Source organism: Pseudomonas simiae (assembly GCF_900111895.1).
GTDB lineage: Bacteria > Pseudomonadota > Gammaproteobacteria > Pseudomonadales > Pseudomonadaceae > Aquipseudomonas > Aquipseudomonas simiae.
This window is the reverse complement of sequence record NZ_FOKB01000004.1, coordinates 698,237-724,424: the sequence shown is the minus strand read 5'-3', so window position 1 is coordinate 724,424 and position 26,188 is coordinate 698,237. Positions and strand designations below refer to the sequence as shown.

25 protein-coding genes are annotated in these 26,188 nt (G+C 59.9%); 17 read left to right on the top strand and 8 right to left on the bottom strand.

All coding sequences use genetic code 11. The features are described 5' to 3' along the window. Positions 1-276: 276 nt before the first annotated feature. The 3 genes from BMZ57_RS16730 to BMZ57_RS16720 form a co-directional block, all read right to left on the bottom strand. A complete protein-coding gene (locus tag BMZ57_RS16730; protein WP_069672728.1) occupies positions 277-2,760 on the bottom strand; it encodes a TonB-dependent siderophore receptor in 2,484 nt (827 codons plus the stop codon). 105 nt (positions 2,761-2,865) lie between these two features. After that, a complete protein-coding gene (locus tag BMZ57_RS16725; protein ID WP_069672727.1) occupies positions 2,866-3,816 on the bottom strand; it encodes a FecR domain-containing protein in 951 nt (316 codons plus the stop codon). Then, positions 3,803-4,318, bottom strand: coding sequence for a sigma-70 family RNA polymerase sigma factor (locus tag BMZ57_RS16720; RefSeq protein WP_010211544.1), 516 nt, complete (start codon positions 4,316-4,318; stop codon positions 3,803-3,805). Before BMZ57_RS16720 ends, BMZ57_RS16725 begins: the two co-directional genes overlap by 14 nt. 160 nt (positions 4,319-4,478) lie before the next feature. Between BMZ57_RS16720 and BMZ57_RS16715 the strand changes: the two genes are divergently transcribed. Then, positions 4,479-5,096, top strand: coding sequence for a LysE family translocator (locus tag BMZ57_RS16715; RefSeq protein ID WP_069672726.1), 618 nt, complete (start codon positions 4,479-4,481; stop codon positions 5,094-5,096). Positions 5,097-5,458: 362 nt separating this feature from the next. Here BMZ57_RS16715 and inhA read toward each other — a convergent pair whose 3' ends face one another. Next, the gene (gene inhA, locus BMZ57_RS16710) at positions 5,459-6,139 is read right to left on the bottom strand and encodes an isonitrile hydratase (RefSeq protein ID WP_047542862.1); all 681 of its coding nucleotides are present in this window, start codon (positions 6,137-6,139) and stop codon (positions 5,459-5,461) included. A gap of 90 nt (positions 6,140-6,229) precedes the next feature. Here inhA and BMZ57_RS16705 point away from each other — a divergent pair, with 90 nt between their 5' ends. After that, the gene (locus BMZ57_RS16705; protein WP_038453072.1) at positions 6,230-7,234 is read left to right on the top strand and encodes a GlxA family transcriptional regulator; all 1,005 of its coding nucleotides are present in this window, start codon (positions 6,230-6,232) and stop codon (positions 7,232-7,234) included. Here BMZ57_RS16705 and BMZ57_RS16700 read toward each other — a convergent pair. From BMZ57_RS16700 to BMZ57_RS16685, 4 genes are all read right to left on the bottom strand, one after another. Continuing rightward, positions 7,168-8,082 carry an alpha/beta fold hydrolase gene (locus tag BMZ57_RS16700; protein ID WP_069672725.1) on the bottom strand — a complete coding sequence of 305 codons (915 nt, stop codon included), beginning with the start codon at positions 8,080-8,082 and terminating at the stop codon, positions 7,168-7,170. The genes BMZ57_RS16705 and BMZ57_RS16700 overlap by 67 nt on opposite strands. A 74-nt stretch (positions 8,083-8,156) precedes the next feature. After that, complete coding sequence (locus BMZ57_RS16695) at positions 8,157-8,630, bottom strand: isochorismatase family protein (protein WP_021492061.1); 474 nt, start codon at positions 8,628-8,630, stop codon at positions 8,157-8,159. A 48-nt stretch (positions 8,631-8,678) separates the two neighbouring features. After that, entirely contained in the window at positions 8,679-10,505 is a 1,827-nt protein-coding gene (locus BMZ57_RS16690) for a glycoside hydrolase family 15 protein (protein ID WP_010211538.1), read from the bottom strand. Then, entirely contained in the window at positions 10,498-11,298 is an 801-nt protein-coding gene (locus BMZ57_RS16685) for a glucose 1-dehydrogenase (RefSeq protein ID WP_045792329.1), read from the bottom strand. The genes BMZ57_RS16690 and BMZ57_RS16685 overlap by 8 nt, the downstream gene beginning before the upstream one ends. 253 nt (positions 11,299-11,551) lie before the next feature. Here BMZ57_RS16685 and BMZ57_RS16680 point away from each other — a divergent pair, with 253 nt between their 5' ends. The 15 genes from BMZ57_RS16680 (at position 11,552) to BMZ57_RS16610 (ending at position 26,140) form a co-directional block, all read left to right on the top strand. After that, entirely contained in the window at positions 11,552-12,274 is a 723-nt protein-coding gene (locus BMZ57_RS16680; RefSeq protein WP_010211536.1) for an HAD family hydrolase, read from the top strand. A gap of 25 nt (positions 12,275-12,299) precedes the next feature. Next, entirely contained in the window at positions 12,300-13,523 is a 1,224-nt protein-coding gene (locus BMZ57_RS16675) for a transaldolase family protein (protein ID WP_010211535.1), read from the top strand. Further along, entirely contained in the window at positions 13,520-14,248 is a 729-nt protein-coding gene (locus BMZ57_RS16670; protein ID WP_042571005.1) for a sulfotransferase-like domain-containing protein, read from the top strand. Before BMZ57_RS16675 ends, BMZ57_RS16670 begins: the two co-directional genes overlap by 4 nt. Before the next feature lie 10 nt (positions 14,249-14,258). Further along, positions 14,259-14,984 (top strand): SDR family oxidoreductase, encoded by a 726-nt coding sequence (locus BMZ57_RS16665; RefSeq protein ID WP_010211533.1) that lies wholly within the window; start codon positions 14,259-14,261, stop codon positions 14,982-14,984. After that, on the top strand, positions 14,981-16,117 hold the full coding sequence (locus BMZ57_RS16660; protein ID WP_021492059.1) for a Rossmann-fold NAD(P)-binding domain-containing protein: 1,137 nt from the start codon (positions 14,981-14,983) through the stop codon (positions 16,115-16,117). Before BMZ57_RS16665 ends, BMZ57_RS16660 begins: the two co-directional genes overlap by 4 nt. Before the next feature lie 7 nt (positions 16,118-16,124). Further along, positions 16,125-16,895, top strand: a complete 771-nt coding sequence (locus BMZ57_RS16655) for a class I SAM-dependent methyltransferase (protein ID WP_010211531.1) — start codon at positions 16,125-16,127, stop codon at positions 16,893-16,895. Positions 16,896-16,905: 10 nt separating this feature from the next. Further along, positions 16,906-18,135: an MFS transporter gene (locus BMZ57_RS16650; RefSeq protein ID WP_010211530.1), complete on the top strand. Its 1,230-nt coding sequence runs from the start codon at positions 16,906-16,908 to the stop codon at positions 18,133-18,135. Continuing rightward, positions 18,132-18,746, top strand: coding sequence for an adenylyl-sulfate kinase (gene cysC / locus BMZ57_RS16645; protein WP_010211528.1), 615 nt, complete (start codon positions 18,132-18,134; stop codon positions 18,744-18,746). The genes BMZ57_RS16650 and cysC overlap by 4 nt, the downstream gene beginning before the upstream one ends. 96 nt (positions 18,747-18,842) lie before the next feature. After that, entirely contained in the window at positions 18,843-19,526 is a 684-nt protein-coding gene (locus BMZ57_RS16640) for a CGNR zinc finger domain-containing protein (RefSeq protein WP_021492057.1), read from the top strand. 45 nt (positions 19,527-19,571) lie between these two features. After that, entirely contained in the window at positions 19,572-20,072 is a 501-nt protein-coding gene (locus tag BMZ57_RS16635; protein WP_010211526.1) for a sigma-70 family RNA polymerase sigma factor, read from the top strand. A 17-nt stretch (positions 20,073-20,089) separates the two neighbouring features. Next, on the top strand, positions 20,090-21,040 hold the full coding sequence (locus tag BMZ57_RS16630; protein WP_010211524.1) for a FecR family protein: 951 nt from the start codon (positions 20,090-20,092) through the stop codon (positions 21,038-21,040). 97 nt (positions 21,041-21,137) lie between these two features. Then, positions 21,138-23,543, top strand: a complete 2,406-nt coding sequence (locus BMZ57_RS16625) for a TonB-dependent siderophore receptor (protein ID WP_069672724.1) — start codon at positions 21,138-21,140, stop codon at positions 23,541-23,543. Positions 23,544-23,767: 224 nt separating this feature from the next. Beyond that, positions 23,768-24,577, top strand: a complete 810-nt coding sequence (locus BMZ57_RS16620) for a hypothetical protein (protein ID WP_137206149.1) — start codon at positions 23,768-23,770, stop codon at positions 24,575-24,577. Then, entirely contained in the window at positions 24,534-24,734 is a 201-nt protein-coding gene (locus BMZ57_RS30190) for a zinc finger domain-containing protein (protein ID WP_420820064.1), read from the top strand. The genes BMZ57_RS16620 and BMZ57_RS30190 overlap by 44 nt, the downstream gene beginning before the upstream one ends. Before the next feature lie 494 nt (positions 24,735-25,228). Beyond that, positions 25,229-26,140, top strand: a complete 912-nt coding sequence (locus tag BMZ57_RS16610) for a hypothetical protein (RefSeq protein WP_080662772.1) — start codon at positions 25,229-25,231, stop codon at positions 26,138-26,140. The last annotated feature ends 48 nt before the right edge of the window (positions 26,141-26,188 follow it).

Below are 26,188 nucleotides of genomic sequence, written 5' to 3'. Positions count from 1 at the left end.
TGGTGACTAAAGGCGTGTGTCCTTACTGAGTCTCGTCAATTAATTGACTGCCGTGCGGAAGTGGCGGGCTAGATAGGTTAATTAGTCTTTTTTGAGGCATTTTATTGACGTTCCTTGTCTGGACACTCGTTAATAAGGTGTGTTTTTGAGTGTAGGAACAAATGTCGGATTTTTCCTGCTTAAAGGAAAAACCTTTTTTGAGGCGAGGAAGGAAAGGGGGACAAATAGAGCGTGGCAGGGCGTACTTACTGCCCTGCCACCGGGGCGTTCGCCCGATCAGAAGTTGCCTTTTAAACTAACGGTGAAATTGCGTGGTTCGCCGTAGAAGTTACCCCAGGAGGCGGTACCGACTGTGTTGTAATAGCTTTTGTCGAACAAATTGTTGCCGTTGAGCGCCACGGTCCAGGTGTCGTCGAGGCGGTACGCCATGCGTGCGCTCCAGGTCGCATAACCGGCCTGTTCGAGCTTGATGGTTTGCACGCGGTAGTTGCTGCTTTGGGCATTGACCCCGGCGCCCACGCTCCATTTCGCCAGCGCGCCGTCGAGCTGGTAGTCACCCCACAATCGCAGCATGTGCCGAGGCACGTAAGTGTTGGATGAACCGCCTTCGACCTGGCTGTCGATGTTTTTCAGAGACTTGGTCTGGGTGTAGGTGTAGCCGCCGAAAAGCTGCAGGCGCTCGAGCAATTCACCGCTGATTTCGGTCTCCACGCCTTGGGCGCGCACTTTGCCGGTGTCGGTGTAGCAATAACCATCGGCGGAGGTCGGGCACATCGTGGTGTAGTCGGATTCGGCGCCGTTTTTCTCGATGGCGCGGAACAGTGCCACGGAGCTGTTGAGGCGTCCGTCGAACCATTCGCCTTTGATCCCCAGCTCGTAGTTGTCCCCGATCTTGGGCTTGAGTGCCGCGCCATCGACGGTGGCGTAAGAGCTCTGCGGCTGGAAGATATCCGCGTAGCTGGCGTACACCGACAGGTGCTCGTCGAGGTCATAGATCAGCGCGGCGAACGGCGTGACTTCACCGGTTTCCTTGGTGCGTGCGTCCTGCACTGCCCATTCACCCCAGGCCAGGTTGTTGGACTGGCGACGGTTCTCGTACCAGCTCACGCGGCTGCCGACGATAAACATCAAGGGCTCGGCCAGGCGCAAGCGCAAGGTCGCGTAGGTGCCGTATTGAGTGGCGGTTTCCTTGACCGTGCCGCCGCGATACATGTTCGGCCAGAAGGTGTTGTTATCCGGCTCAGGGAAGTGGTGGTCGGGCTGGTAGATGCTCTGGCGCTTGGGCAGGTTCTGGATCGCGTACACATCGTCCTGGGTGCCACGGCTGCCGTTGGCGCCGAGGATCAGCTCATGCTCCAGGCCAAAGGCTTCGAACTTGCCGTCCACATAGGCATCGAGGCCGAAGTCCTTGTGGTCGTAGTCCATCAACGCAGCATAGGAGTTGGCCGTGGGCGCCGGGTTGCCATAGTTGATGGTGCCTTCGCTGGCGGCATACTTGGTGTCTTGCAGGTTGCGGCTGTGGACCGCCGCGACCTTGAGTTTCCAATCATCGTTGAAGTGATGGGTTACATCAGCGAAGAACGTGGTGCGCCGGCTTTGCCAGTCGTTCCAGGATTGGCCCAGGCAGGTCGAGCGGCTCAGGTTGGCGCTTTTGCCGTCGGCATAGCGCGGCAGGCCGCCCCAGCACGGCGTGGCGTCGACATCTTCGTAGCTGGCGCCGACGCCCAGGGTGGTGTCCGGCGTGAGGTCGAAATCCAGCGCGCCGTAGAACGCCTGGTCCTGGCGCTTGGCGATGTCCATGTACGACCCACGCGTCTGCTGGCTCACCGCCGCGCGACCACGCAGGGTGCCGCTGTCATTCAACGGACCGCCGGTGTCGACATCGGCGCGGTAGTTGTCCCAGGTGCCGGCCGATAGCGACAAGCTGGTGGTGGGCTTGGCCTGTGGACGCTTGCGCACGAAGTTCACCGCACCGCTGGCGGTGCCGGCGCCCTTGAGCATGCCGGCGGCGCCCTTGAGGACTTCCACGCGGTCATAAATCGCCATGTTCGCGCTGAAACTGTCGGCCTGGACGTAGTCCTTGCCCATGTCCAGGGGCACGCCGTCGTACTGGTACTGGCCGAGCATCTTGAAGCCTCTGGAGTAGAAGTACTTGCCGCCCATGGGTGACTCGTAGGTGGTGATGCCGGGCGTGCGTTCCATCACGTCGTCGATGGTGGTGACGTTTTGGTCGTCCATGAATTGGCGAGTCATCACACTCACCGATTGCGGGGTTTCCCGCAGGCTGTGTTCGCCCTTGCCGATGGTGACCGCGCCGGTGGTGTAGGAGCCGGTGCCGTCGGTGGTGGCGCCCAGACGTTCGCCGTTGATCAGGGTGGCGCCCAGGTTCAGCGAACCGGTATCGGCCACTTGTGGCAGCAGCATCCAGGTGCTGTTGCCCTGGCGTTGGGCTTGCAGGCCCTGGCCGCGTAGCAGTTGTTCGAGGGCCTGCTGAGAATCAAAACGGCCACTCAAACCCTGGCTGGTTTTGCCGGCGACGCTGGTGGCGTCGTACGACAGGCTGATGCCGGCCTGGCGGGCGAACTGGTCCAGTGCTGTTGCCAGGGCAGCGGCAGCAATGTTCCAGTCGCGGGCCTGGGTGTCGCTGGCCGGGGTTTCGGCCATCACGGCCACGGGCAAGGCGCTGCTCAGGCAGAGGCCAAGCAAGGCGGCCTGTACCGCACGCTTGAGGGGGGAACGAGGGGAAGGGAACGCTTGCATGACCGCGGGATGCTCCTGAAGGAAGTGGATAAAACTGGCCTGTTGATCGGCCTTTCCTTACAGGTCGAGCGGCAATGAGAATTCACCTCATTTATTTTTGAAAATTTACACGCGCGGTGAAACGGTCACCCAATAGCGGCTGCGGTACGTGACATCGAGCTTGAGCGACTGCGCCACCAGGCCCAGCACCTGATCGGTGTCGTCCAACTGATAAGTCCCCGACACCCGCAACCCGGCCACTGCCTCGCTGCAGCGCAACAAGCCGTTGCGGTAGCGACCCAGTTCGGTGAGAAAATCGTCCAGGCGCATGTGGTGGGCGCTGATCACGCCATCGCTCCAGGCCCAGGGATCCAGGCCGTTGGCGACCGCCGGGCGAATGCCGCTGCGGTTGAACACCACCTGTTCGCCGGGCTTGAGGACCTGGCGTGCGCTGGCGGTCTGGCTGTCGGCAAACACCGCCACCGCGCCTTGCTGCACGGCGAGCAAAGTGCCGTAGGCGTCTTCGCGTACCAGGAATCGCGTGCCGAGGGCGCGTAGGTAACCGTCACGGGTCTGGACCCAGAAAGGGCGGTCGTCGGCCCCGGTATTCACCACGATTTCTCCCTGGCGCAACTGCACCAAGCGTCGGTCTGCGTTGAGCGACGCATCGATCGCGCTGGCGCTGTTGAGCTGGATCCGGCTGCCATCGTTCAATGCCACCCAGCGCCGTTCGCCGGTCGCGGTGCGATAGTCGGCCATCCAGGCGTGCAGGGGCGTGTAGTCGCGACCGAGCCAGGTCAAGCCGGCGGCGCCGGCCACCAGGCCCAGCAGTTTCAAGCCCTCACGGCGACTGATGCGTTGGCGCGCCCCGCGCAGGGCATGCCGGCCGACCTGGGCCGGTAGATGATTGAAATCGTCATTCATCGCTGTCACCCGCTGCCACACCCGCTGGTGTTCGGCGCTGGTGTGCAGCCAACGTTCGAAGGCGGCGGTGCTGGCATCGTCGGCGACATTGAAACGCAGGGTGATCATCCACTGGATCGCCTGGTCGACCAGCTGCGCGTCAGTTTTCGACATAACGCAACCGGTAACACGCGTGCAGCGCCTTGGACAGGTCCCGTTCCACCGTGGCCTTGGACACGCCGAGACGCAGGGCGATCTGTGCGCAAGTCAGGCCATCCAGTTGCGCCAGCAAAAAGGCTTCGCGCACGCGCGGCTTGAGCTGGTCGAGCAGACGGTCGATACGTTCCAGGCTGTCGAGGATCAACAGGCGGGTTTCTTCCGACGGCACCTCGACTTGCGGGAAGTGCGCGAGGCTTTCCAGGTAGGCGCGCTCCAGTTCGCGGCGGCGGTATTGGTCGATCATCAGGCTGCGGGCGATGCTGCTCAAGTACGCGCGCGGCTGCTGCAAGGTTTGCTGCCTGCGCGCATTAAGCAGGCGCACGAAGGTTTCCTGGGCCAGGTCGGCGGCGTGTTCGCGGCAGCCGGTGCGGCGGCTCAACCAGCCGCGCAGCCAGGCATGATGGGCATGGTAAAGCTGGCCGATGGCGGCATGGTCCAGTGGGTGATCGCTCGACATGGGCATCCTGGCGCAGCTGTCTTAATTGATAATGTTTCGCATTCTAATCGTTGCTCATGACGCTTCGCAATTGCCGCAGCGCAATGTATCCAGCACAATTTTTTGTCCGCCCTGGATGCACGGACTAATCTGCAGGCTTTTCCCGGTGGAAGGCTTGAGCATGATCGACCTGGCGACCCTGGCGGTATTTTCCGGTGCTGTGCTGTTGTTGCTGTTGTCCCCGGGGCCGAACATGGCCTTTGTGGTCAGTCATGGCGTCACCCACGGTTGGCGCGGGGGGATGGCATCGGCCCTGGGTATTGGCGTGGCCGACGTGCTGTTGACCGCCTTGACCGCTACCGGGGTGACGGCGTTGGTTGCCAGTTGGCCGCCATCCTTTGACGTGATCCGGTATGCGGGGGTGGTCTACCTGTTGTGGCTGGTGTTCAAGACCTTGCAGAAACGCCCCGTGCCGAATGCGGGGCACATCGACCGTGTGCCCTTGGGCCGGGTGTTTTTGCAGGCCATGCTCAATAGCTTGCTCAATCCCAAGGCGTTGCTGTTTTTTGTGGTGTTTTTGCCGCAGTTTGTACGGCCGGAAGCAGGGGACATTGCGGTGCAGTTGATGGTGCTTGGGGGGGTGTTGACCGTGATTGCAGCTGTATTTCATGGGCTGTTGGGCATTTTTGGTGGGGCGCTGAGTCGGTTTTTTGCCCGTCGCTCACAGGGGGCCTGGCTACAGAAATGGGGGTTGGCGACGGTGTTGACGGTGTTGGCGGTGATGTCTCGCCCAACCTGACTTGAAGAGAGTACGGCTGATCAATGTGGGAGCTGGCTTGCCTGCGAAGGCGGCCTGACAGCCGACCTGGATGTTGGATCAGGCCGGGTACCTATCCGTTATTTAGGTAACGGCTGCTATGGGTTTCGCCCTTACGGCGACTCACTTTGGAAAGGCCGGAATGCCGGCCCAGCCCAAAGTAAGCAAAGGACTCTTGCCCCAACACTCGGCACCTCGCCTAGGCTCGGTGTGCCCGTAATCCGACAAGGATTTGGGGGACCGCCTTAGATCAAGATCAAGAGCGGCTCCCTTCGCATCGTGGTTAGCGTTTAGATACCTACGACTATCGCCGACAAGCCGGCGCCTGCAGCTGCTTGGCAGAGTCAGCCCAACCGTGCCGCCGCGCGCGCGACGATCTCACCGCGCACTCTGCGCGATTCGACGGTGCGCTTGTTGGCTTCTTCCAGCACGTGCTGGGGCGCGGTGTCCGGGCGGCCGGAGTCGAAGGGTGGCGCGGGGGCGTATTCAATCTGCAACTGCACCAGTTGCGCCGCCGCCTCGCTGTACAACTCGGCCGCCAGGGTCAGGGCGAAGTCGATGCCGGCGGTGATGCCGCCGCCGGTCAGCAGGTTGCCGTCACGGACCACGCGTTCGTGTACGGGGATGGCGCCGAGCGGGGCGAGCAGGTCGTGGTAGGCCCAGTGTGTAGTCGCCTTGCGTCCCCGTAGCAAACCTGCCGCGCCCAGTACCAGCGAGCCGGTGCACACCGAGGTCACATAGCGCGCCGTCTGTGCCTGGGCCTTGAGGAAGTCCAGGGTCTGCGGGTCTTCCATCAGTGCGCCCACGCCGGAACCGCCGGGTACGCAGATCACATCCAGGCGCGGGCAGTCGGCGTAGGTCATGGTCGGGGTAAACACCAGGCCAGTGCTGGAGGTGATGGGTTCCAGGTCTTTCCACACCAGGTGCAGGTTCACCTCCGGCAGTGAACCCAGCACGTCGTAGGGGCCCGTGAGGTCCAGTTGCTGGATGCCGGGGAACAACAGAAAGCCGATCTGCAAGGTCATGAATGAAGCTCCGTGAAAGGGGTGGACGGCTTCACTCTAGAGGCCTAGGCTTTGGCGAATACGCCATTGAAGCCACGAATCACGCCAATCATGCCTCGAATCGTTCACGTCCTCGCTTTCGATAATGCCCAGGTGCTCGATGTGACCGGGCCGCTGCAGGTGTTCGCCTCCACCAATGACCTGGCGCGCCAGCGCGGCGAACCCTTGCCTTACGCGGTGTCGGTGATCGCCGCCCAATCGGAACCGGTGATGACCTCCGCCGGCCTGGCCCTGGTGGCCGAGCCGTTACCGGCTGCGGACGCGCCGTGCGATACGTTGGTGATCGCCGGCGGTTGGGGCGTGTACGGCGCTGCCGAAGACCCGGCCCTGGTGGATTGGGTGCGCGAGAAAGCCAAACACACCCGGCGCATGACGTCCGTCTGCACCGGCGCGTTCCTGCTGGCCGCCAGCGGCATGCTCGACGGTTGTCGCGTGGCCACTCATTGGACCCGTTGTGAAGAGCTGGCGCGCAAATTTCCTTCGTTGACGGTGGAGTCCAACCCGATTTTCATTCAGCAGGGTGCGGTCTGGACGTCCGCCGGTGTCACCGCTGGCATCGACCTGTGCCTGGCGCTGGTGGAGGAAGACCTGGGCCGCGCCATCGCCCTGGAAGTGGCGCGGCACCTGGTGGTGTTCCTCAAGCGCCCCGGTGGTCAGTCCCAATTCAGCGTGACCCTGTCCCTGCAAAAAGACGACAGCCGTTTCGCCGAACTCCACGCCTGGATGGCCGAAAACCTGACCCTCGACCTGAACATCCCCACCCTGGCCGCCCAGGCCGGCATGAGCGAGCGCAGCTTCGTGCGCCACTACCGTGCCGAAACCGGCCAGACCCCGGCACGCGCCGTCGAGTTGATCCGCGTCGAAACCGCGCGCCGCCAACTGGCGGACAGCACCGCATCGATCAAACGCATCGCTGTGCAGTGCGGGTTTGGCTGTGAAGAGACCTTGCGACGCAGCTTCCTTCGCGCCCTGTCGGTGACGCCCCAGGCCTACCGCGAGCGCTTTTCGCCAAGCAGTTCAAGCAGCGCATCAAGCGTGGCGTGTGGCGCTTCCTGAGGAATATTGTGGCCCACGCCCGGCAGCACCTGGCGTCGGTAAAACCCGCTGAAATGCTCGATGTCATTATCCTCGTCGGGCGGCGGGCCCACGCCATCATCGGCGCCGCACAACGAAATGCTCGGCACTGAAATTGTCGGTTGCAGGGCCAGCGCGGCTTCAATGGATTCCAACGCCGGGTCGCCGGGCGCGTACATGAAACGATGGCGATACGAGTGAATCACCACCTCGACGAAATCCGGGTTATCGAACGACGACGCGGTCTGCTCATAAAGGCCCGGCCCCTCGGCCCAGGACGGCGACCACAGTGCCCACAACAGCTTGCACAGTTCACGCCGGTTGGCGGTCAGGCCGTCCACGCCGCGCTGGGTGTGAAAGTAGAACTGATACCACAAGCGATGCTCCGTCACCGGCGCCCTGGGCTTCAGTGACTTGGCGATGTCCTGGATGTTGTAGCCATCCCCGGTCACCAACCCGCGCACCCGCTCGGGCCACAGCGCCGCGACGATACACGCGGCACGCCCACCCCAGTCATAGCCGGCGAGGGTCGCCTGGGGAATGCCCAGCGCATCCATGAAATCCAGCAGGTCCTTGGCCAACGCCGCTTGTTGCCCGGAACGCATCACCTGCTCGTTGATAAAACGCGTCGGGCCATAACCGCGCAGATACGGCACTAGCACCCGACACCCGCGCGCGGCGAGTACCGGCGCGATCTCGTCATAGCCGCGCGGGTCGTAGGGGAAGCCATGCAGCAGGATCACCGGCGTACCGTCGAGTGGGCCGTGGGCTTCATAAGCCACGTCGAGCAGGGTGGTGCGCACGGTGTGCAGGGGGAAGGCGATGGTCATGGCGGGCTCCTGTCAGGTGCTGGAACTCTAGCCGAAAGGCGTGACGGCAGGGTGCGGGACTGAAGGCTGGGGCGTTACGTGTCCAGGCCGAGGTCGGCGCGGCGCAGCACATGCTTGAAGTGATGCCGCCACAGGTCCACCCCCAACTGCCCCGACCGGTCCAGCGACGAACCCATCGTGAGATCGCTGATCAAGGTCGGCTGCAACCCCGCGTCAAATAGCGCAAACCCCGCCGCCAGCACACAGGTGTCGGTCTGGATGCCGCACACCAGTACGCGCTCTGGCCCGAGGCTTTTCAGGTAGGCAACGGTCTCGGGTGTCGGGGCGTAACCGTGCTTGATGAAGATGCGGTCGGCTGCAATCAGGCTCTGGTCATTCGGTGCCGGTTGCCAGCCGAGCTGCCGGGCGAAGGGCGTGATGCTTTCGTCATGGCGTTCCACGGTGGCGACTGACGGCATGCGCCCGAGCAGGGCGTTGATGCCGTCCACCAGCCACGTGGGCGGGTTGAAGGAAGGTTGCACGTCGATGATCAGCAGTACCTGGCGCATGGCGTTCCTGTCCGTGGTCGAGGGCCTGCCCATTGTGCACAGGCCACTTCAGGGTTGCCAGGTGGTTTTCTGCCCGCTGAGCTTACGGTCCAGAAACGATGCCGCACTGATCAACGCCAGGTGGCTCAAGGCCTGGGGTGTATTGCCCAGGTGCCGGGCCTGGTTGTCGAACTCTTCGGCGTAGAGGCCCAGGGGGTTGGCGTAACGCAGCAGTTGTTCGAATTCCAGGTGGGCCTTTTCCACTTGCCCGGCGCGGGCCAGGCATTCGACGTACCAGAACGAGCAGGCCGCAAACGCGCCTTCGGTGCCTTGCAGGCCATCGATCTGGCTGTCGTCGTTGCGGTAGCGGTAGACCATGCCGTCGCGCACCAGGCTTTTCTGAATGGCTTCCAGGGTCGAGAGCCAGCGTGGATCGGTCGCCGCGACAAACCTCACCAACGGCATCAATAGCATGGAACCGTCGAGCGCCGTGGTGCCGGTATGCTGCACGAAATGCCCGCGTTCTTCGTTCCAGAAGTTGCTCCAGATGTCGGCGTAGATCGCTTGGCGAGTCTGGTCCCAGCGTGCAAACGGCGCCGGCAATGAACGCTTGGAGGCCAGGCGGATGGCGCGGTCCAGCGCCACCCAGCACATCAGTCGTGAGTGCAGGAAGTGATGCTGCTCGCCACGCATTTCCCAGATGCCCACGTCTTTGGTGTTCCAGATTTCACAGACCTGATCGGCCACCTCCACGGTGTGTTTCCAGCCTTCATGGGAGATGGCCTCGCCGTACTTGTTGACCAGGTAGACGGCATCCATCAGTTCGCCATAGATGTCCAGTTGGATCTGGTCGAACGCCTCGTTGCCGATGCGTACGGGTTTGGCACCGCCGTGGCCGGCGAAATGATCGAGTTCGGCCTCCGGCAATTCCTGGCGGCCGTCGATGCCGTACAGGATATTGATCTTGGTCGGCTGGTTGCAGCAGTCGCTGACCCGGCCTTTGAGCCAGCGCATATAGGCATTGGCTTCTTCGACAAAGCCCAGGCGCATGAAGGCGTAGACGGTGAACGATGCATCGCGGATCCAGGTGTAGCGGTAGTCCCAGTTGCGCTCACCGCCGGGCGTCTCGGGCAGGCCAAAGGTGGCGGCGGCGATGATTGCGCCGTGTTTGCGCGAGGTCAAAAGCTTGAGGGCCAGGGCCGAGCGGTTGACCATTTCGCGCCAGCGCCCGCGGTAGTTCGATTGCGCGATCCAGCCGCGCCAGAACGTCAAGGTGTGGGCCAGGGCCAGGTCGGTGCAGCGGCTGTCCACCCGTTCATCCTCCTGGCCACCGAGGACGAACTCGGCGCCTTCTTCCTGGCCCAGGGTAAAGCTGGCCACGGCGGCACCGTCTTTGATCTGCAGCGGGTAGCTGCCGGACAATCGCAGACCGGGTTGGCCTTCGGCACTGAAGCACACCGTGCCATCGTCACGGGTGGCTTGGGTGGGCGTTCGCGCGTAGTCGTGGCGTACCGCACAGCGCAGATGAATGTCGGCCTTGCCACTGACCACACGCACCCGGCGGATCAGCAGCGGCAGGTCATCAACGTCCTCGCTGATGGCCAACAAGTCAGTGATCTCCACCACGGCCTCGTCGCTGAGCCAGCGCGTTTGCAGCACGTTGGTGTCGGGCAGGTAGATCTGTTCGCGACGGGCGTTGGGCAGGTCCGGGGTGAGTTGGAAAATGCCGGCGTCGGGACTGTCCAGCAGTGAACAGAAGATCGACGGGCTGTCGAATTCCGGCCAGCAGAAGAAGTCGATGCTGCCTTTGTCGTTAACCAGTGCGGCACTGCGCATATCGCCGATGATGCCGTGGGCATCGATGGGGCTTTGTTGTTCGTTCTTCAAATCAACCATTGCCACGGAACTCCGGATAAAGGCTCATGCCGCCATCAATAAAGAGCGTGCTGCCGACCACATAATCGGACGCATCGCTGGCCAGCCACACCACGGCGTTGGCCACGTCTTCCACGTCGCCGACTCGCCCGTAGGGGATCAGCTTCAACAGTTCCTTCTGCGCTGCGCCTTCGGTGGCCGCGCGATTGATCGCGGTGCGTATCGCCCCCGGCGCAATGCCGTTGATGCGGATGCGCTGTTCGCTGACTTCCTGGGCGAGGGTGCGCATCAGCATCTCCACGCCGCCCTTGGACGCTGCGTAATTCACATGCCCGGCCCAGGGGATCAGTTGGTGCACCGAACTCATGTGGATGATTTTGCCCGCCGCCCGCGATACGCCTTCGCGCACGCCCTGGCGGTTGAAGATGCGCACCGCCGCGCGGGCACACAGGAACTGGCCGGTGAGGTTGACGCCGATCACCGCGTTCCAGTCGTCCAGGCTCATGTCCACCAGGTTGGCGTCCTTCTGCATCCCGGAGTTGGCCACCAGGATGTCCAGGTGACCGAAGGCATCCAGGGTCTGGGCAAAAAGCCTCTCTACATCGTCTTCTTTTGAGACGTTGGCGCCGATGGCAATCGCCCGGCCCCCCTCGGCGTTGATCTGCTCTGCCAGGGCCTCGGCCGGTGCGGCCTGGCTGTTGTAATTGAGCACCACGGCCGCTCCGGCTTGCGCCAGCGCCTTGGCCGCGCCGGCACCGATTCCGGAGCTGGCACCGGTCACCAGCGCCACTTGTTGCTCCAACGAAATACGCATTGCTCACCGACCTTGAATTCGTGAGTTCAAGTAGCTGACTGATCGCGCGCAAAGGAAGTTCACCCGTGTGAAATTAGCGACTACAACCATGGTGAAAAATGGAATAACAGAACTATAAAAAATAACCATAAGATACTAAAAAACCGCTCAAAAGCGTTTGACAGGCTTTTTCGTCGCGTGTCTTATAGGCACACATCAACCCGCTCCGTTGGTAGTTCGGAAGTCATCGCGGGGCCACCTATAAGAGAAATCCATGTGCCATTCGGCCGATATAGGGGAACTACCCGTTCAGGTAAAAGCAGCGGCCTTAGTTGGCGTGCATAAGTTAGTTGGCGTGCCTAAGTTAGTCATCTTCGATTGCGATGGTGTCCTCGTCCAAAGTGAAGAAATAACCCTGTCTGTATTGATCTCCATGCTTAATGCTCTTGTTCAGGGCGACACGATGCTTGATGTGACACATTTCACCGAACACTTTCGTGGGCGGAAGATTGCTGAGTGTTTGCGCGAAGCCGAGCAGATATTAAATATCAGTGTGGACGAAGTGTTTGAACAACGCTTTCGCGAGCGAGCGCTGCACGCGCTGACACTCGGGTTGACAGCGACGGAAGGAATAGTCGAAGTGCTGGAAAGTTTGGAAGTGCCTTATTGCGTCGCCTCGAGTGCACCACGCAACAAGATAGAACACTGTTTGCGCCTGGCTGGACTGTTTTCTTATTTCGAAGGGCGGATATTCAGCTGTTATGAATTGGGTCGTTGGAAACCCGATCCGTTGGTGTTTCTGACGGCTTGTCGCACTTACAGTATTGATGTGAGTGATGCGCTGGTAGTTGAAGACAGTGTGACGGGTATCCAGGCAGCCGTTGCTGCCCAAATAAAAGTGCTGGGCTTTGGTCCACCGCATCGGCATGCGCAATTGGCCGCGGCGGGAGCATTGCCGATTGCCGACATGCGTGAAGTATTGACCATTTTCAATTGACTTATTAACTCAGGGAGGCGGCGTTGTGAACACACTTGGTTACCTGGAACGGCTCAAACGCAACGATCAATCTTCAGAAGTGTGGTGGGATTCGTCGCCTGCCGTGTACCTGCCGTACAAACAACACCTGCTGGAAAAATACCCGGCGGCCGCGGTTTATATAGAAGCGTTGATGCCGGATGAGTTTTCCCAACCTTGGGGCTTGTGCAGTGCGACCACCAACCCCCGGTTGGTGACGGCCGTGATCCTCGATAAGCGTGAGTATTGGTCCTCACGTTTCAACTTGGCCAACCTGTCTCCCAGTGAGTTGCGCAAGCAGTTGTACAACGAGGTCATTGTTGAAGGTGCCGCGACGCTGATGCCACGGTGGGTGCAATCGGCACAGGTCGAAGGTTGGATTTCCGCCCAGGTCGACCCGGTTGACGTGCGCTGTACTGAACGGATGACCACCCGAGGGTTGGAGTTGCAGCGCCTGGCGCCGAACGTGATGGTCAAGGTGCCCGGCAGTCTGGAAGGGCTGGTCACGGTCGAACACCTGGTGGCCCAGGGTGGGTCGGTGAATATCACCTTCTGCTTCACGGTTGCGCAGTTCCAGGCCGGTATCCAAGCCATCGAGCGCGGCTTGGCGACTGCGCGCAGCAACGGGATCGACACCGGGCGCTGCAAGTACGTGATCACCTTCATGATCGGGCGTTTCGCCTGCCAGCCCGAGTTCACGCTGCAGGCTGCCGAGCGTGGTCTGGCCTTGAGTGCCGAGGAACTGCGCTGGGCTGAGTTGTTGATCTACGAGCAGATCCAGGCGCTGGTGGCGGCCTCGAGCGTGCCGGTCAAGACCCTGCTTTCCAGCATAAAGGTCGATGTGGACGAACGTGGCAACAAGCATTGCTGGCATCTGGAGAAGACCGGGCAGACGGCGACCTGCTACACGCTGACACCGGAGGTGGTGGAGTTCCTGATCGAGCGCGAAAGCCATGGCAAACCCGTCGTACCCGCGCTGGAGCACCAGAAACCGCCCACGTCGACCTTTGCGAAGCTGATTCGCATCCCCTATTTCTACGAAGCCTACTTTGTCGACAGCATTGAACCGTACGACTTCGGTAACCATGAAGCCTTTATCAACGCCTGCAATGAAGCCAACAGCGCGCATCGGCGCCTGGCGGATTACTGCGTTCGGCTCTGCCCAGTGACCAGACCGTTCAAACGCGCACTCAACGCGTTGCTCGCCGCCGAATTTGGGGTGATTGCATGAACAGGATGATCGGGTTGTGGGCGCACCCACGTTCGCGCTCCACGGTGCTTGAGCGCGTATTTATCGAGCGGGGCGATTTCGAGGTCTTCCATGAGCCTTTTGCGCATATGGCATTTTCCGAGGACTCGGCGATCCCCTCTGATGAGTGGGATCACAGTTTGCCCACGACTTACCAAGGCATTAAAGAACATCTGCTTGATGCCCGTGAGCGTGCGAATGTCTTTCATAAAGACATGTGTTATCACTGTTTGGATGACTTGAAAATTGATATTGGCTTTCTCGCGCAACAGGACAATATCTTTCTTATTCGCGAACCCGCCAGCAGCATTATTTCCCATCATCGGGTGCATCCCGAAATGCCCTTGCAGGCCATCGGGCATAAAGCGCTGTACGACATATTTTGTGTCGTCACCAAACTGACGGGGAAAGTGCCTTATGTGATCAATGCCGATGATTTGGCCGCAGAACCGGAGCGGGTGATTCGCAAATTGTGTGATCACCTGAATATAGAGTTTCTGCCACACGCCATGACGTGGAAACGTGAGTGCCCACAACAATGGAAGACGTGGCGTAGTTGGCATGTCGAAGCGGAAAACAGTGAGCGGATTGTTTCGCCAGATAAGCAGGGCGTCGATATTGAAGCAGTCGAACAGTATCCGAAGTTAAAGGCGATGTATGAATACCATCGAACGTTTTACGCGCGCATGAATGAATTTTGCCAATAGGGATTGTTGTATGAAAAAGTTGATTGTTACTGGAGCGGCCAACGGAATTGGCCGAGCCACTGTGGAATTGGCGATTCAGCAGGGTTATTTCGTGATCGGTGCGGACAAGGATGCCGAGGGCCTTAACGTGCTGCAAGGTCTGTATGGTGCTGATGTATTCGAGGCGCACAGTGCTGATTTCTCGGATATGGCTGTTATCAAGGGGTTTATCCCAACGCTTTATGAGCGGCATGCAAGTATTGACGGCCTGGTCAATAACGCCGGTATTTATCACGGCAAAAGTGTCTATGCCTACTCCGATGAGCAGATAGACGAGATCCTCACCGTCAACCTCAAGGCACTGGTTTACCTCTCCAAGGACTTCGCCGAACGGGAAATGCAGCATGAAGCCCCGCGCAGCATCGTCAACATCGCTTCGGTGGCCGGTGAAGTGGGCAGCTGCGATGCGCTCTACGGCGCCACCAAGGCGGCGGTGATCGGCCTGACCAAGGCCAATGCCTGGAACTTTGCGCCGTTCGTACGGGTGAACGCGGTCTCCCCGGCACTGATCCATGAAACCGCCATCTACGGCACCATCCCCGAATACCGACGCGCCGAGTACGCCCGCCAGGAAGTGCTCAAGGAGCCGATCCTGCCCAGTGGCGTGGCCGAGGTCATCTTGCTGCTGGTGGGCGATGCGATGCGCCATATCACTGGCAGAGTGATTCCGGTCGACAATGGAGCCTACCCACGATGAGCCTTCCGGTACGCAAGAGGAAACTGTTGCTGGTGGGCGCTGGCAACCTGTGCCTGCAGATCCTGAAGATTCTGGGGCCGAAAAACGCGTTCGAGTTTGTGGTGTTGGGCCGCAATGAGGAGGCCACGATCCGGCTGTGCAACCTGGTGGCGTTGTCCTGTGCGCAACTGGGCCAGTTTATCGACATCAAACCGGTGATTGCCGACCTGACGGACATCGGCAAGGTCACGCGGCTGTTACGTGAAGAAGCCCCGGATATGCTGGTGAACTGCGCGTCGTTGCAGTCATGGCGGGTCATCACCGGGTTGCCCAAGCTGTCGTTCGAGAAGCTCGACCAGGCCCAGTTCGGTCCCTGGCTGCCCATGCACCTGACGTTGATGCATTGCTTGATGCAGGCGGTGAAAGCCTCCGGCATCGCTACCAAAACCGTGAATGCGGCGTTCCCCGATGCGGTCAACCCGATCCTGGCGCGCATCGGCCTGGCGCCGGACATTGGCGTCGGTAATGTGGCCAATCTGGTTCCGGCCGTGCGTCTTTCCATCGCACGCTTGCTTGAATGTGCACCCGCTGATGTGCAAGTGCAGCTGTATGCCCAGCACTACTTCAGCCACTACGTGCCGCGCGGTGGTTTGCCACCGCGTGCCAGCTACCGCCTGTTGTATGACGTGCGCAATCGGCCAGAGGTGGCGCGCCTGCCGGCCGAGGCGATTTTCTCAACGGTGAAGTCCGAGTTCCGTCGCCTGGGCGGGGTGGATGGGCAATTCCTCACCGCGTGCTCTGCGGTCACGGTCATCGAAGGGTTGTTCTCGTCCGTGCCGGTCCTGGTGCATGCGCCGGGTCCTCTCGGGCTTCCGGGCGGCTATCCAGTGTGGCTGCACGAAGGGCGGATCCAGGTGCAGTTCTCCGAGGCTTGTCCACAGGATGAGGCGGTGCGCATCAATAGCATCTGCCAGAGCCAGGACGGCATCGACGAAATCCACTGTGATGGTTCGGTCACTTACAACCCGCACTGCATGGCCGTCATGCAATCGATGCTGGGGTACTCCAGGAACACCATGTCCATCGAGCAGTCCGCCGAGTTTGCCCATGAGCTGGCGAGTAAATACCTGGCCTTCAAAAATTCAACCTGGTAGGTGTGTGATGAATCAGATATCGGGGCGCAAGCACAACGATGTACCCAGCTATGCCAGGCAATATTCGGCGGATTTCGTCGAGCGTTGGGATGAGCTGATCGATTGGGAAAAACGCAAGGCCGGGGAGGGAGGGTTCTTCGAAAACCTGCTGCGTAGCCACGGTGTGCGCTCGGTGATCGACGTGTCGACGGGCAGCGGTTTCCATGCCGTCCAACTCAAGCAGGCGGGCTTTGAGGTGGTTGCCACGGATGGCAGCAGCACCATGTTGACCAAGGCGCGGGCGAATTTTCGCAAACATGGCTTGGACATTCAGTCCCATTATCGCGACTGGCACTCACTGGATCCCCAGGAACTGGGCCAGTTCGACGCCGTGGTGTGCCTGGGCAGTTCGCTGTGCCATGTCTTCGCCGCCCACGATCGGTTGCGGGTGTTGGCGAGGTTCAGGGCTTTGCTCAAACCGGGTGGTTTGCTGATTGTGGATCAGCGCAATTTCTTCGCCATCCGTGCCGGCAACTACAAGGCCAGCGGAAATTACTATTACTGCGGTAAGAACGCGTCGGTCAGCCTGGGACAGGTCGATGAGCACCTGTGTGAGTTCATCTATTCCTTTGATAACGCGGAACTGTACCGGCTGCAGGTCTATCCCCTGTTGCCGGGCGAATTGAAGGGGGAGGTGCTCAAGTCCGGGTTCACCCACCATGAGAGTTACGGTGATTTCGAACTGGACTACGACATGATGGATTGTGATTTCGTCATCCACACTGCGCGCGCCGAATAAGGAGGGCTTGATGAGCACACTCGTACAGAGCAATGCGCGCCCCTTGGACAGCGTCGTGCTGGCGGTGGTCCTCACCGGGTTCGTGGCCAGCACTTATGGTTTTGGCGTTTACCTGTTCGCCAACCTGGTGGTAGACATGCGCCGCGACATCGGTTTCGACTACACCACCGTGGGCCTGATCACCGGCGGCGCGCAGATTGGTTTCCTGCTGTTTTCATCGGTTACCAGCTATATCAGCCGGTTTTTCGAGGGATGGAAAATCAGCCTGGTGTCTACGGTGATGACGTCCCTGGCGCTGCTGGGGTTAAGCGTCAGTAACAGCATCTGGTTGTCGGGGGCGCTGTTGATCTTGCTCGGTGGCTGTTCCGCTTCGGTGTATATCCCGTTGGCGGAGATCGTTACCAAGGGCTTCAGCCCGGGCAATCGCTCGCGGGTCATGGGGCTGATTTCCAGCGGCACCAGCTACGGCGTATTCATCAACGGTTTGCTGGTGTCGTTTCTGACACTCAATGGTGGCTGGCGCTCGATCTGGCTCACCGCCGGGCTGATCTCGGTGGCCCTGTGTGGGGTGGCGTGGTTTCTGTTGCGCAACCTGGCTGCGGGCCAGGACGCCGGGTTTTCCGGCGAGGACACCACCGCCTTTGACCGTCAGCAACCCTGGCTCGGTCGCTCGTTGTACCTGACCTGGGCCATTGCCTTTCTCAATGGCATGGCGTTGCTGCCGTTCCAGACTTACCTGGCGCCGTTCCTGCGCGATGAATTGGGTGTGTCGGTACGGGACGCCGGGTTTATCTGGACCACCCTTGGTGCCGTAGGCATGGCGTCGGGTTTTCTGGTGGGCTGGATCGCCGACAAGGTGGGCGTGCGCGCGTCGCTGGCAATGTGTTTCCTGAGCGCGGGGCTGGCCGCCAGCCTGGTGTTCAGTTTCAACAGCCTGCCGTTGTTCTATCTGGCGGCGTTTCTGTTTGCGCTGGCGTTCTATCCCATCTTCGGGCTGGTCCCCAGTTATATCGGGCAAATCGTCCCGGTCAGCCGTCTGACCCAGGCCTTCGGTATTGCCAACGTGTTGATCGGCCTGGGTGGCGTGTGTGGCAATTTCCTGGGCGGGTTTTCCAAGGATTTGACCGGGTCGTTTTCGACGGTCTACTGGGTGGTGGCGCTGTTGCTGTTCGTGCAATGCGTGATGGTGTTCCTGTTGGGTAAACGGCCCATTTCGGTCGGGGAGGGCGAGCAGTCATGAGTTATTTTCCAGACACTTCAAACCAGAACCTGCACGCCTTTGCGTTCAGCCGCCGGCGCGCCGGGCATCCGAGCATGAAACACAAACCCGTGGTCATCTGGATGACCGGCCTCTCCGCGTCCGGGAAGTCGACCATTGCTGATGCGTTGGATATCGCGCTGCAGGAGCAGGGGCGAATCACTGCCATTATCGACGGCGATTCGGTACGCGGCGGGCTGTGCCGGGACCTGGGGTTTACCGACAGCGACCGCGACGAGAACATCCGTCGCGTCGCCGAAGTGGCGCGGTTGATGCTGGAGGCGGGGTTGATCGTGATCGTGGCGCTGATTTCACCTTCGTCGGCCAGCCGGCACTTTGCGCGTTCGATCATCGGCAACGAGTTTTTCGTCGAAGTGCATGTGGATGCGCCGTTGGAAACCGCGGAAAAACGTGATCCCAAGGGTCTGTATAAAAAAGCCCGCGCCGGGTTGATCAAAAACTTCACGGGTATCGACTCCCGCTACGATGTACCGGTGTTTCCGGAAGTGCATTTGGATACCCAGGCGCTTTCAGTGGAACAGTCGGTCGCGACGATTCTTGATTGGGTGGCGCATAACGACGGTTGCACCTAGCCGTCTGTCTTTGCGCGAGGATGACACTGTCTGCATGCTGAAAAAACAAGGTAATCTGCGCCATCGCAGGGAGAACGCGTTTTTTCAGGAGTAGGCATGACACATTTTACGGGCACTGCAAAATCGATCCGTTTGATTGGTGGGGCCCGGGTGTTGGATTTTATCAATACCACCAACGGCCGTCGTCCTGGCACTTCGCTCAAGGTCATGGAAGAACGGCTCACCAGTCTCCAGTTCTTCTTCGAGTGGGCAGTGCACGCGTCGTTGATCTCGGCCCGAGAGTTTGACGACTACAAGCCGATGGTGTTCGAGTCTTCGATGGCCTACCAGCCGGACCTGGATGCGATCATCGCGTTCAGGGAATGCCTGTACGCGGCGTTCTATCCGTTGTCGTTACAAGGGGCCGCGCCCGATGACGCGTTGCAGCACATCAACCGGGCCTTCCAGCAAGGCGTTGCCTGGCGGGTGCTGTGTTCTGTCGATGGCAAACCTGCCTGGGCGTGGAAGCCCTGCACCACGACGCAGGAGCTGACGACCATGGTGCTCGGGCGCCTGGCCATCGAGGCCACGCAGTTACTGGTGTCCGGTGAACTGCACGCATTGCGCAGTTGCAGCGCCACTGATTGCGATTGGGTGTTCCTCGACATCTCCAAGAACAAGCAGCGCAAATGGTGTCAGATGAGCGTGTGCGGCAGCCGTGAAAAACTCAGTCGTCTGAGGCAGGTGGGCAGCACACACTCGTTTCGAGGTGATATGACGGGTAGCAATTGCTCCACTTAATAGGAAGCATTACTATTCACGCCCCGCCTCCCCAGTGCACCCGCGATGATCCCTCAGCCGCCCCGCAGAACAGGCTTTTTCGAACATTACGAAGAGTTGATCGGAACCTGGACGCGCCGCCTGAGAAACCGTCAACAGGCCGAAGACCTGGCCCATGACACCTTTGTGCGGGTGCTGGAGTCAAAATCCAGCGAGGTTGAGCAACCGCGCGCTTATCTGCATCAAACCGCGCGCAACATCGCAGTGGATGCCTATCGACGTGAAGACCGTCGCGAAGCTATCACGCTGGAAGCCTTTGATCAGCGTTCGCCCAACAGTGGCGACCCGGAGCATTTCATGCACGCGATCCAGTTGGCGGACTCTATCGAGCGGGCCTTGTCTGAGTTACCGCTCAACTGCCGCAAGATTTTCATCTGGCAGAAAATCGAGGGCCTGACCCAGCAGGAAATCGCCGAACGCCTGGGCCTGTCTAAAAACATGGTGGAAAAGTATATGATCCGCACCCTGCGGCATCTGCGCGACCGCCTGGACGCGATGGCGCCATGACCCAAGGATCTTCCACGATGGACAACCGTGCCCGAGACGAAGCCGCGCAATGGTTTGTGCGCCTGCAGGACGCCGAGTTGAGCATTGCCGAACGCCAGCGCTTCGACGCATGGCGTAATGAGCATCCCGATCACCAATATGAATTTGATGTGCTGCAAGGCCTTTGGAGTGCCACCGGCTTGCTGCCTAAAGCGCGCTTGCAGGCGTTGTGCGAAGCCCCGGTGGAGCGGCCCAAGCGGCGTGCCGTGTTGCGTTATGCGGTGGCCGCCGGTGTGATCGCGGTGGCCCTGGGCTTGGGTCTGTTCAGTGGGCTCGATCATCCGAAACCCTACAGCGCCGAGTTCAGTACAGGTGTGGGTGAACATCGCCAGGTGGCGTTGCCCGATGGCTCGGTGATGGACCTCAACAGCCGCACCGTGGTCGCGGTGCAGTATGAAAAAGGCCGGCGTGGCGTGGAACTCAAGCAGGGCGAAGCCATGTTCAGCGTCGAGCATGACACCAGCCGACCCTTTGTCGTGGCTGCCGGGGCAGGGCAGGTGACGGTGACCGGCACGCGCTTTGATGTGCGCCGTGATGAAGGCCAGACTCGCGTGATGGTCGAGGCCGGAACCGTGAAGGTACAGGGTGATTCACCGGACAACCTGGTGACGCTGACGGCTGGCCTGGGCACCCACGTCGACAACAAAGGATCGGTGGCAGCGGCCTACACGGTGAACACTGAAGAATTGACCGCCTGGCGCACGGGCAAGCTGGTCTTCAACAACGCTTTGCTGGGCGAAGTGGCACGCGAGGTTTCGCGCTACCGCGAGCGTCCGTTGCGGGTCAGTACGCCTGCGGTGGGTAACCTGCGCCTGACCAGCGTGTTCAAGGCCAACGACACTGACGCCTTGCTCAAGGCCTTGCCGCACATCCTGCCGGTGGCCTTGCGGACCTTGCCGGACGGCAGCCAGGAAATTATTTCACGCTGACATTCAGGTTTTTTTCGAGTTCTTCGTCTTCTCCTGCAACTGCAACTGGTTTGCATTAACAGCCGCATGCTCTTGCGATCACAGGATTAGGTTCGACGTGAAAAAACTCGCCATCCACAACAATAAAACTTCCCGCTGGGCGCCGCTCGTCCTGGCGCTAGCAGTCAGTGCCACGCTCCCTGCGGCCTACGCCGCCGACGCCATTCATATCCAGGCCCAGCCCCTGGGCGCGGCGCTGAGCCAACTGGGCCAGCAAACTTCCCTGCAAGTGTTCTTCAGCCCCGATCTGGTCGCGGGCAAGCAGGCGCCGGCGGTAGACGGCAACCTTTCCCCTGAACAAGCCCTGCGCCAATTGCTGCAAGGCAGCGGCCTGGACTACCAGATCGACGCCGGTTCCGTGACCCTGCGCCCGCTGAACAGCGGCACCGGTGAAGTCGGCTCGCCCCTGGAGCTGGGTGCCACTGATATCAAGGTGGTCGGCGACTGGCTCGGCGATGCCAACGCTGAAGTGGTGCAGAACCATGCTGGCGCCCGTACCGTGATCCGCCGCGAAACCATGGTGGAGCAGGGCGCAATGAACGTCGGCGACGTGCTGCGCCGTGTGCCAGGTGTACAGGTGCAGGAATCGAATGGCACCGGCGGCAGCGATATTTCCCTCAACGTCGGCGTACGTGGCTTGACGTCACGGCTGTCGCCACGCTCCACCGTGCTGATCGACGGTGTGCCGGCTGCGTTCGCACCCTACGGCCAACCACAACTGTCGATGGCACCGATTTCCGCCGGCAACCTGGACAGCATCGACGTGGTGCGCGGTGCTGGCTCCGTGCGTTATGGGCCACAAAACGTCGGTGGCGTGATCAACTTCGTGACCCGTGCCATCCCCGAGAAATTCTCCGGCGAAATCGGCACCACCCTGCAAACCTCTGCCCACGGCGGCTGGAAGCACGTGGACAACGCCTTTATCGGCGGTACCGCCGACAACGGCATCGGCGCCGCTTTGCTGTACTCCGGGGTCAATGGCAACGGTTACCGCAACAGCAATAACGCCAACGACATCGACGACGTCATCTTCAAGACGCACTGGGCACCGACCGATCAAGACGACTTCTCGCTGAACTTCCACTATTACGACGCCAGCGCCGATATGCCCGGCGGCCTGACCCAGAAGCAATTCGATGCCAACCCGTACCAATCGGTGCGTGATTGGGACAACTTCAGCGGGCGCCGCAAGGACGTGTCCTTCAAGTACATCCGCCAGATCGATGACCGTACCCAGGCCGAAGTGCTGACTTACTATTCCGACAGTTTCCGCGGCAGTAACATCGCCAACCGCGACCTCAGGACGATTGGCTCTTACCCGCGCACCTACTACACCTTTGGCATCGAGCCGCGGGTGTCCCATGTATTCGATGTGGGCCCGAGTACCCAGGAAGTCAGTGTGGGTTATCGCTACCTCAAGGAAGGCATGCATGAGCAGGCCACCAGCCTGAACCTGGTCAACAATGTGCCGACGCCGGGTGGACAGAGCGACGGTCACGTGTATCAGGACCGTACGGGGGGCACCGAGGCCAACGCGTTCTATATCGACAACAAGGTTGATATCGGCAAGTGGACCATCACGCCGGGCATCCGCTTCGAGGACATCCGTACCGAATGGCACGATCGCCCGGTGGTTGCATTGAATGGCACCCGTACCCAGGAAAAACGCCGCGAAGTCTACAACAACGAACCGCTGCCGGCCTTGAGCGTGATGTACCACGTATCCGACGCCTGGAAACTCTTCGCCAACTACGAGACCTCGTTTGGCAGCCTGCAATACTTCCAACTGGGTCAGGGCGGCACCGGCGACCAGACGGCCAATGGTCTGAACCCGGAAAAGGCCAAGACCTACGAAGTGGGGACGCGCTATAACGACAATGTGTGGGGCGGCGAGCTGACGTTCTTCTACATCGACTTCTCGGATGAGCTGCAATACGTCAGCAACGACGTGGGCTGGACCAACCTCGGCGCGACCAAGCACACCGGCATCGAAGCGTCGGCCCATTACGACTTGTCGAACCTGGACCCACGTCTGGACGGCCTGACCGCCAATGCCGGCTTCACCTTCACCAAGGCCACCTCGGAAGGCGACGTACCGTTCAAGGGGCGCGACCTGCCGCTGTACTCCCGTGAGGTCGCCACACTGGGCCTGCGCTATGACGTCAACCGCTGGACCCACAACCTGGATGTGTACGCCCAGTCCGGCCAGCGCGCCCCCGGCACGACCAGTACCTACATCACTCAAGGCACGGCTGACGGTCAGTACGGTGATATCCCAGGCTATGTCTCAGTCAACGTGCGCAGCGGTTACGACTTTGGCGAGCAGTTGTCCAACTTGAAACTGGGCGTGGGCGTGAAAAACGTCTTCGACCAGCAGCACTACACCCGCTCCAGCGACAACAACTCCGGGCTGTACCTGGGGGAGCCCCGCACGTTCTTCGTACAGGCCAGCGTCGGGTTCTGATCGACACATTGCCGCTCTTCCTGCTCAGGTCGAGCGGCGCTGCCTGCCGACAGACCGTCTTGTCTCTCACTCGATCAGATGCTCTTCCTACTTCGATTCTGGAAACTTTCAGCGGTCTCAGGAACCGGTTCCTACTGTTCTGCCACACAGAAGATGCCTGCCTTTGCTGGCTTCCTTGACGACTCAACGTCAGGCACCTGAATACACCGAACTGGAGAACTGGAATGTCGGTATCAGCATACAATCAGAGCGTCGCTCCTTCCCTCGATAACGCCTCCCTCGGAGATGCTAAGCCCGGTGCCGAGCGATCTGCTGCCGCATCAAGTGTCCAGCTTACGGTAGGCGTCAATTTCACTGCGCAGTCCAATCACGCCGGCCCGGTATTCGGTGGCCCGCCGCCGCGTCCACTGCCGGAAAACTTACGCCCGAATCCCGGCCCGCCACCACGTCCGAACCCCTCGTTGCCAGACCCCTATTACTCGAAACAAAGTAACGAGCAATTGGCACAAGGCCTTTTGAATAATTATGGCGCGTTCAAAGGGCGCTGGCCTTCACGTTATGTCACGGAACAAAGTCTGCAGAAAGTGGCCAAGCAGCCGTTGACTGGCAACCCTTACAAGGACCCGAATATTCGATTGGCGAACGAGGTGCTGCGGCGTCCCGGGTTGCTGCAATCGCTCGATCGCAACGGCAGCACCGGTGCGTTGGATGGCCGCTTGTCCAGGGACGATATCACCAGTTTTGTTCGTTCGGACAATCCGTTGAAACTGAGTGACGACAAGCAAATCGTTCAAGACATGCTGAATAATTTCAATGCGCTGAAGGGCGGGTACTTCAGCAGCACGATTAAGCTCAGGGAGCTCAATGCACGTGCAACGCAACCGTTGTCCGGCAATCCCTACAACGACCATCTCATCCAGCTTTCGCGGGAGGTCATGGCACGTTCTGATCTGAGATCAGCGATGGATAATATTTACAGCTGGCAGCGCGATGGCAGGATTTCTCGCCAGGAATTGTACACATTGCTGGGTTAGACCTGGGGCTCCCTGCCGTGCGCTAGGCGGCAGGGGGCGGCAAGCGCTTGACGTAACCCTGCACCCCAATCACATGGAACTGATTGCGAAGATCTACCACAAAGAAAATATCCAGCGGCCATTGAGTGCCGCTGGGGGCCTTCATCTACCGGATTAGGTCTGGACCATGAACTCGACATCATTTGAACCCCGTCACTCCCAGTACAACCCCTCGAATTTGGCGGCACTGACACAGGAGGCAAAAAATCCACGAGAGCCGCAGGGTCTCAACCTCACATCCTCGCCGAGGTTCAGCTTCAAGGCGCCCACCGCCGAAGACTTTGACAAAGGTTCTCGGGTGTTCACGGAGGAGTCGGCGCCCAGCGCTGTGACTTCCCTGTTAGCGAGTCTTTGGAACAAGTTGTCCCGCCGCTGAGTAATGCCGTTTTACACGGCAGGATTTTCCAACGCATGGATGCGCGGCAGGTGAGCTGGTTACAAGCGCTTAAGATTCCCCAGGGTCTATCCAGCGTTTTGGACGAGCTTCTTCGGAACCGTTGTTTCCTGCGGGCCACTCAATCGCTGCTTGTGCCATCTTGATTTCGAGGCCCTTTCGAGGATCAGGCAATCAAGGCCCAGGCTACGGAATCTAGATTAGGGTGGAGGTGAATCATGATTGGTCGTGTCAATAATCCGAGCTATACGCAAACGGCTGGGTCCAACGCACCAGGGCCAACGGGGAGTGGTCAGTCTCGCTATGAGGTCGATGCCCGCGCATTGGGTAAGCCGCTGCCGGCCGCGCAGCCAATCAACACCCGTTTCGCGAACGGCGCCGACCGGCACTTCGACGGCCAGAATCTGTACGGAGGCATGACGAAAGTTGGCAACCCCTTCGTCAGTTCCGACGACCATCTGCTGGCGACCGACTTGAAGAACAACCTGTCATTGCTGGACGCTTTCAAGAAAGATGGCCGGCTGACCCAGGGTTCTTTACAGGAGATCGCCAAAGAGGAACCCAGCAGCAGCAAAGTCTCGGAACGCACCATCATGTTGGCGCGAGAGATACTCAACCGACCCCGACTGAACGAAGCGATAATTGCGAAGGGCGGTGAAATCACGCATGACAGTTTGACCAGGGCTGGTGACTCAGAAATCGGCAATACGAACCCCAACACGCAAAGCGCGGATCCGTTCCATGCGAAAACCGACGCTCAGGTCGTCCAGGCATTCAGAGGCATGTTTGATGACTTGCGGGATAAGTCGGAAGACCGCTCATTCTTTTTCGAAAAACATCGGTACGTCAAAAAAGACACACTCATCGAGATCAGTAAGGATCCGAACCAGACGGATAAGAACGGCGAGCCTTTACGGGATGTGCGCACCGGGTTTCCGTTGAAAATGTACAGCGAACAACAGGTATACCTGGCCAAGAACCTGATGGAGCGGCCGGGTTTGATGGCCTCTCTGGACAGTTATAAAGCCAATGGCTACAACCTCTTTGGCAGTCATAACGATGATGGCTGGTTGAAGAACTACAGCATTGACCGCTGGCTGGAGAACGACAAGGAAGAGAAGGGGAAATAACGTAGGCAGGCGCGCATCAGCGGCTTGAAAGCATCAAGCCGGCGATGC

Bases quoted from the DNA above. Each gene is read 5' to 3' on its own strand.
- BMZ57_RS16730 (WP_069672728.1), bottom strand. From the start codon at position 2,760: ATGCAAGCGTTCCCTTCCCCTCGTTCCCCCCTCAAGCGTGCGGTACAG.
- BMZ57_RS16725 (WP_069672727.1), bottom strand. From the start codon at position 3,816: ATGTCGAAAACTGACGCGCAGCTGGTCGACCAGGCGATCCAGTGGATG.
- BMZ57_RS16720 (WP_010211544.1), bottom strand. From the start codon at position 4,318: ATGTCGAGCGATCACCCACTGGACCATGCCGCCATCGGCCAGCTTTAC.
- BMZ57_RS16715 (WP_069672726.1), top strand. From the start codon at position 4,479: ATGATCGACCTGGCGACCCTGGCGGTATTTTCCGGTGCTGTGCTGTTG.
- inhA (WP_047542862.1), bottom strand. From the start codon at position 6,139: ATGACCTTGCAGATCGGCTTTCTGTTGTTCCCCGGCATCCAGCAACTG.
- BMZ57_RS16705 (WP_038453072.1), top strand. From the start codon at position 6,230: ATGCCTCGAATCGTTCACGTCCTCGCTTTCGATAATGCCCAGGTGCTC.
- BMZ57_RS16700 (WP_069672725.1), bottom strand. From the start codon at position 8,082: ATGACCATCGCCTTCCCCCTGCACACCGTGCGCACCACCCTGCTCGAC.
- BMZ57_RS16695 (WP_021492061.1), bottom strand. From the start codon at position 8,630: ATGCGCCAGGTACTGCTGATCATCGACGTGCAACCTTCCTTCAACCCG.
- BMZ57_RS16690 (WP_010211538.1), bottom strand. From the start codon at position 10,505: ATGGTTGATTTGAAGAACGAACAACAAAGCCCCATCGATGCCCACGGC.
- BMZ57_RS16685 (WP_045792329.1), bottom strand. From the start codon at position 11,298: ATGCGTATTTCGTTGGAGCAACAAGTGGCGCTGGTGACCGGTGCCAGC.
- BMZ57_RS16680 (WP_010211536.1), top strand. From the start codon at position 11,552: ATGTGCCATTCGGCCGATATAGGGGAACTACCCGTTCAGGTAAAAGCA.
- BMZ57_RS16670 (WP_042571005.1), top strand. From the start codon at position 13,520: ATGAACAGGATGATCGGGTTGTGGGCGCACCCACGTTCGCGCTCCACG.
- BMZ57_RS16665 (WP_010211533.1), top strand. From the start codon at position 14,259: ATGAAAAAGTTGATTGTTACTGGAGCGGCCAACGGAATTGGCCGAGCC.
- BMZ57_RS16660 (WP_021492059.1), top strand. From the start codon at position 14,981: ATGAGCCTTCCGGTACGCAAGAGGAAACTGTTGCTGGTGGGCGCTGGC.
- BMZ57_RS16655 (WP_010211531.1), top strand. From the start codon at position 16,125: ATGAATCAGATATCGGGGCGCAAGCACAACGATGTACCCAGCTATGCC.
- BMZ57_RS16650 (WP_010211530.1), top strand. From the start codon at position 16,906: ATGAGCACACTCGTACAGAGCAATGCGCGCCCCTTGGACAGCGTCGTG.
- cysC (WP_010211528.1), top strand. From the start codon at position 18,132: ATGAGTTATTTTCCAGACACTTCAAACCAGAACCTGCACGCCTTTGCG.
- BMZ57_RS16640 (WP_021492057.1), top strand. From the start codon at position 18,843: ATGACACATTTTACGGGCACTGCAAAATCGATCCGTTTGATTGGTGGG.
- BMZ57_RS16635 (WP_010211526.1), top strand. From the start codon at position 19,572: ATGATCCCTCAGCCGCCCCGCAGAACAGGCTTTTTCGAACATTACGAA.
- BMZ57_RS16630 (WP_010211524.1), top strand. From the start codon at position 20,090: ATGGACAACCGTGCCCGAGACGAAGCCGCGCAATGGTTTGTGCGCCTG.
- BMZ57_RS16620 (WP_137206149.1), top strand. From the start codon at position 23,768: ATGTCGGTATCAGCATACAATCAGAGCGTCGCTCCTTCCCTCGATAAC.
- BMZ57_RS30190 (WP_420820064.1), top strand. From the start codon at position 24,534: ATGGCAGGATTTCTCGCCAGGAATTGTACACATTGCTGGGTTAGACCT.
- BMZ57_RS16610 (WP_080662772.1), top strand. From the start codon at position 25,229: ATGATTGGTCGTGTCAATAATCCGAGCTATACGCAAACGGCTGGGTCC.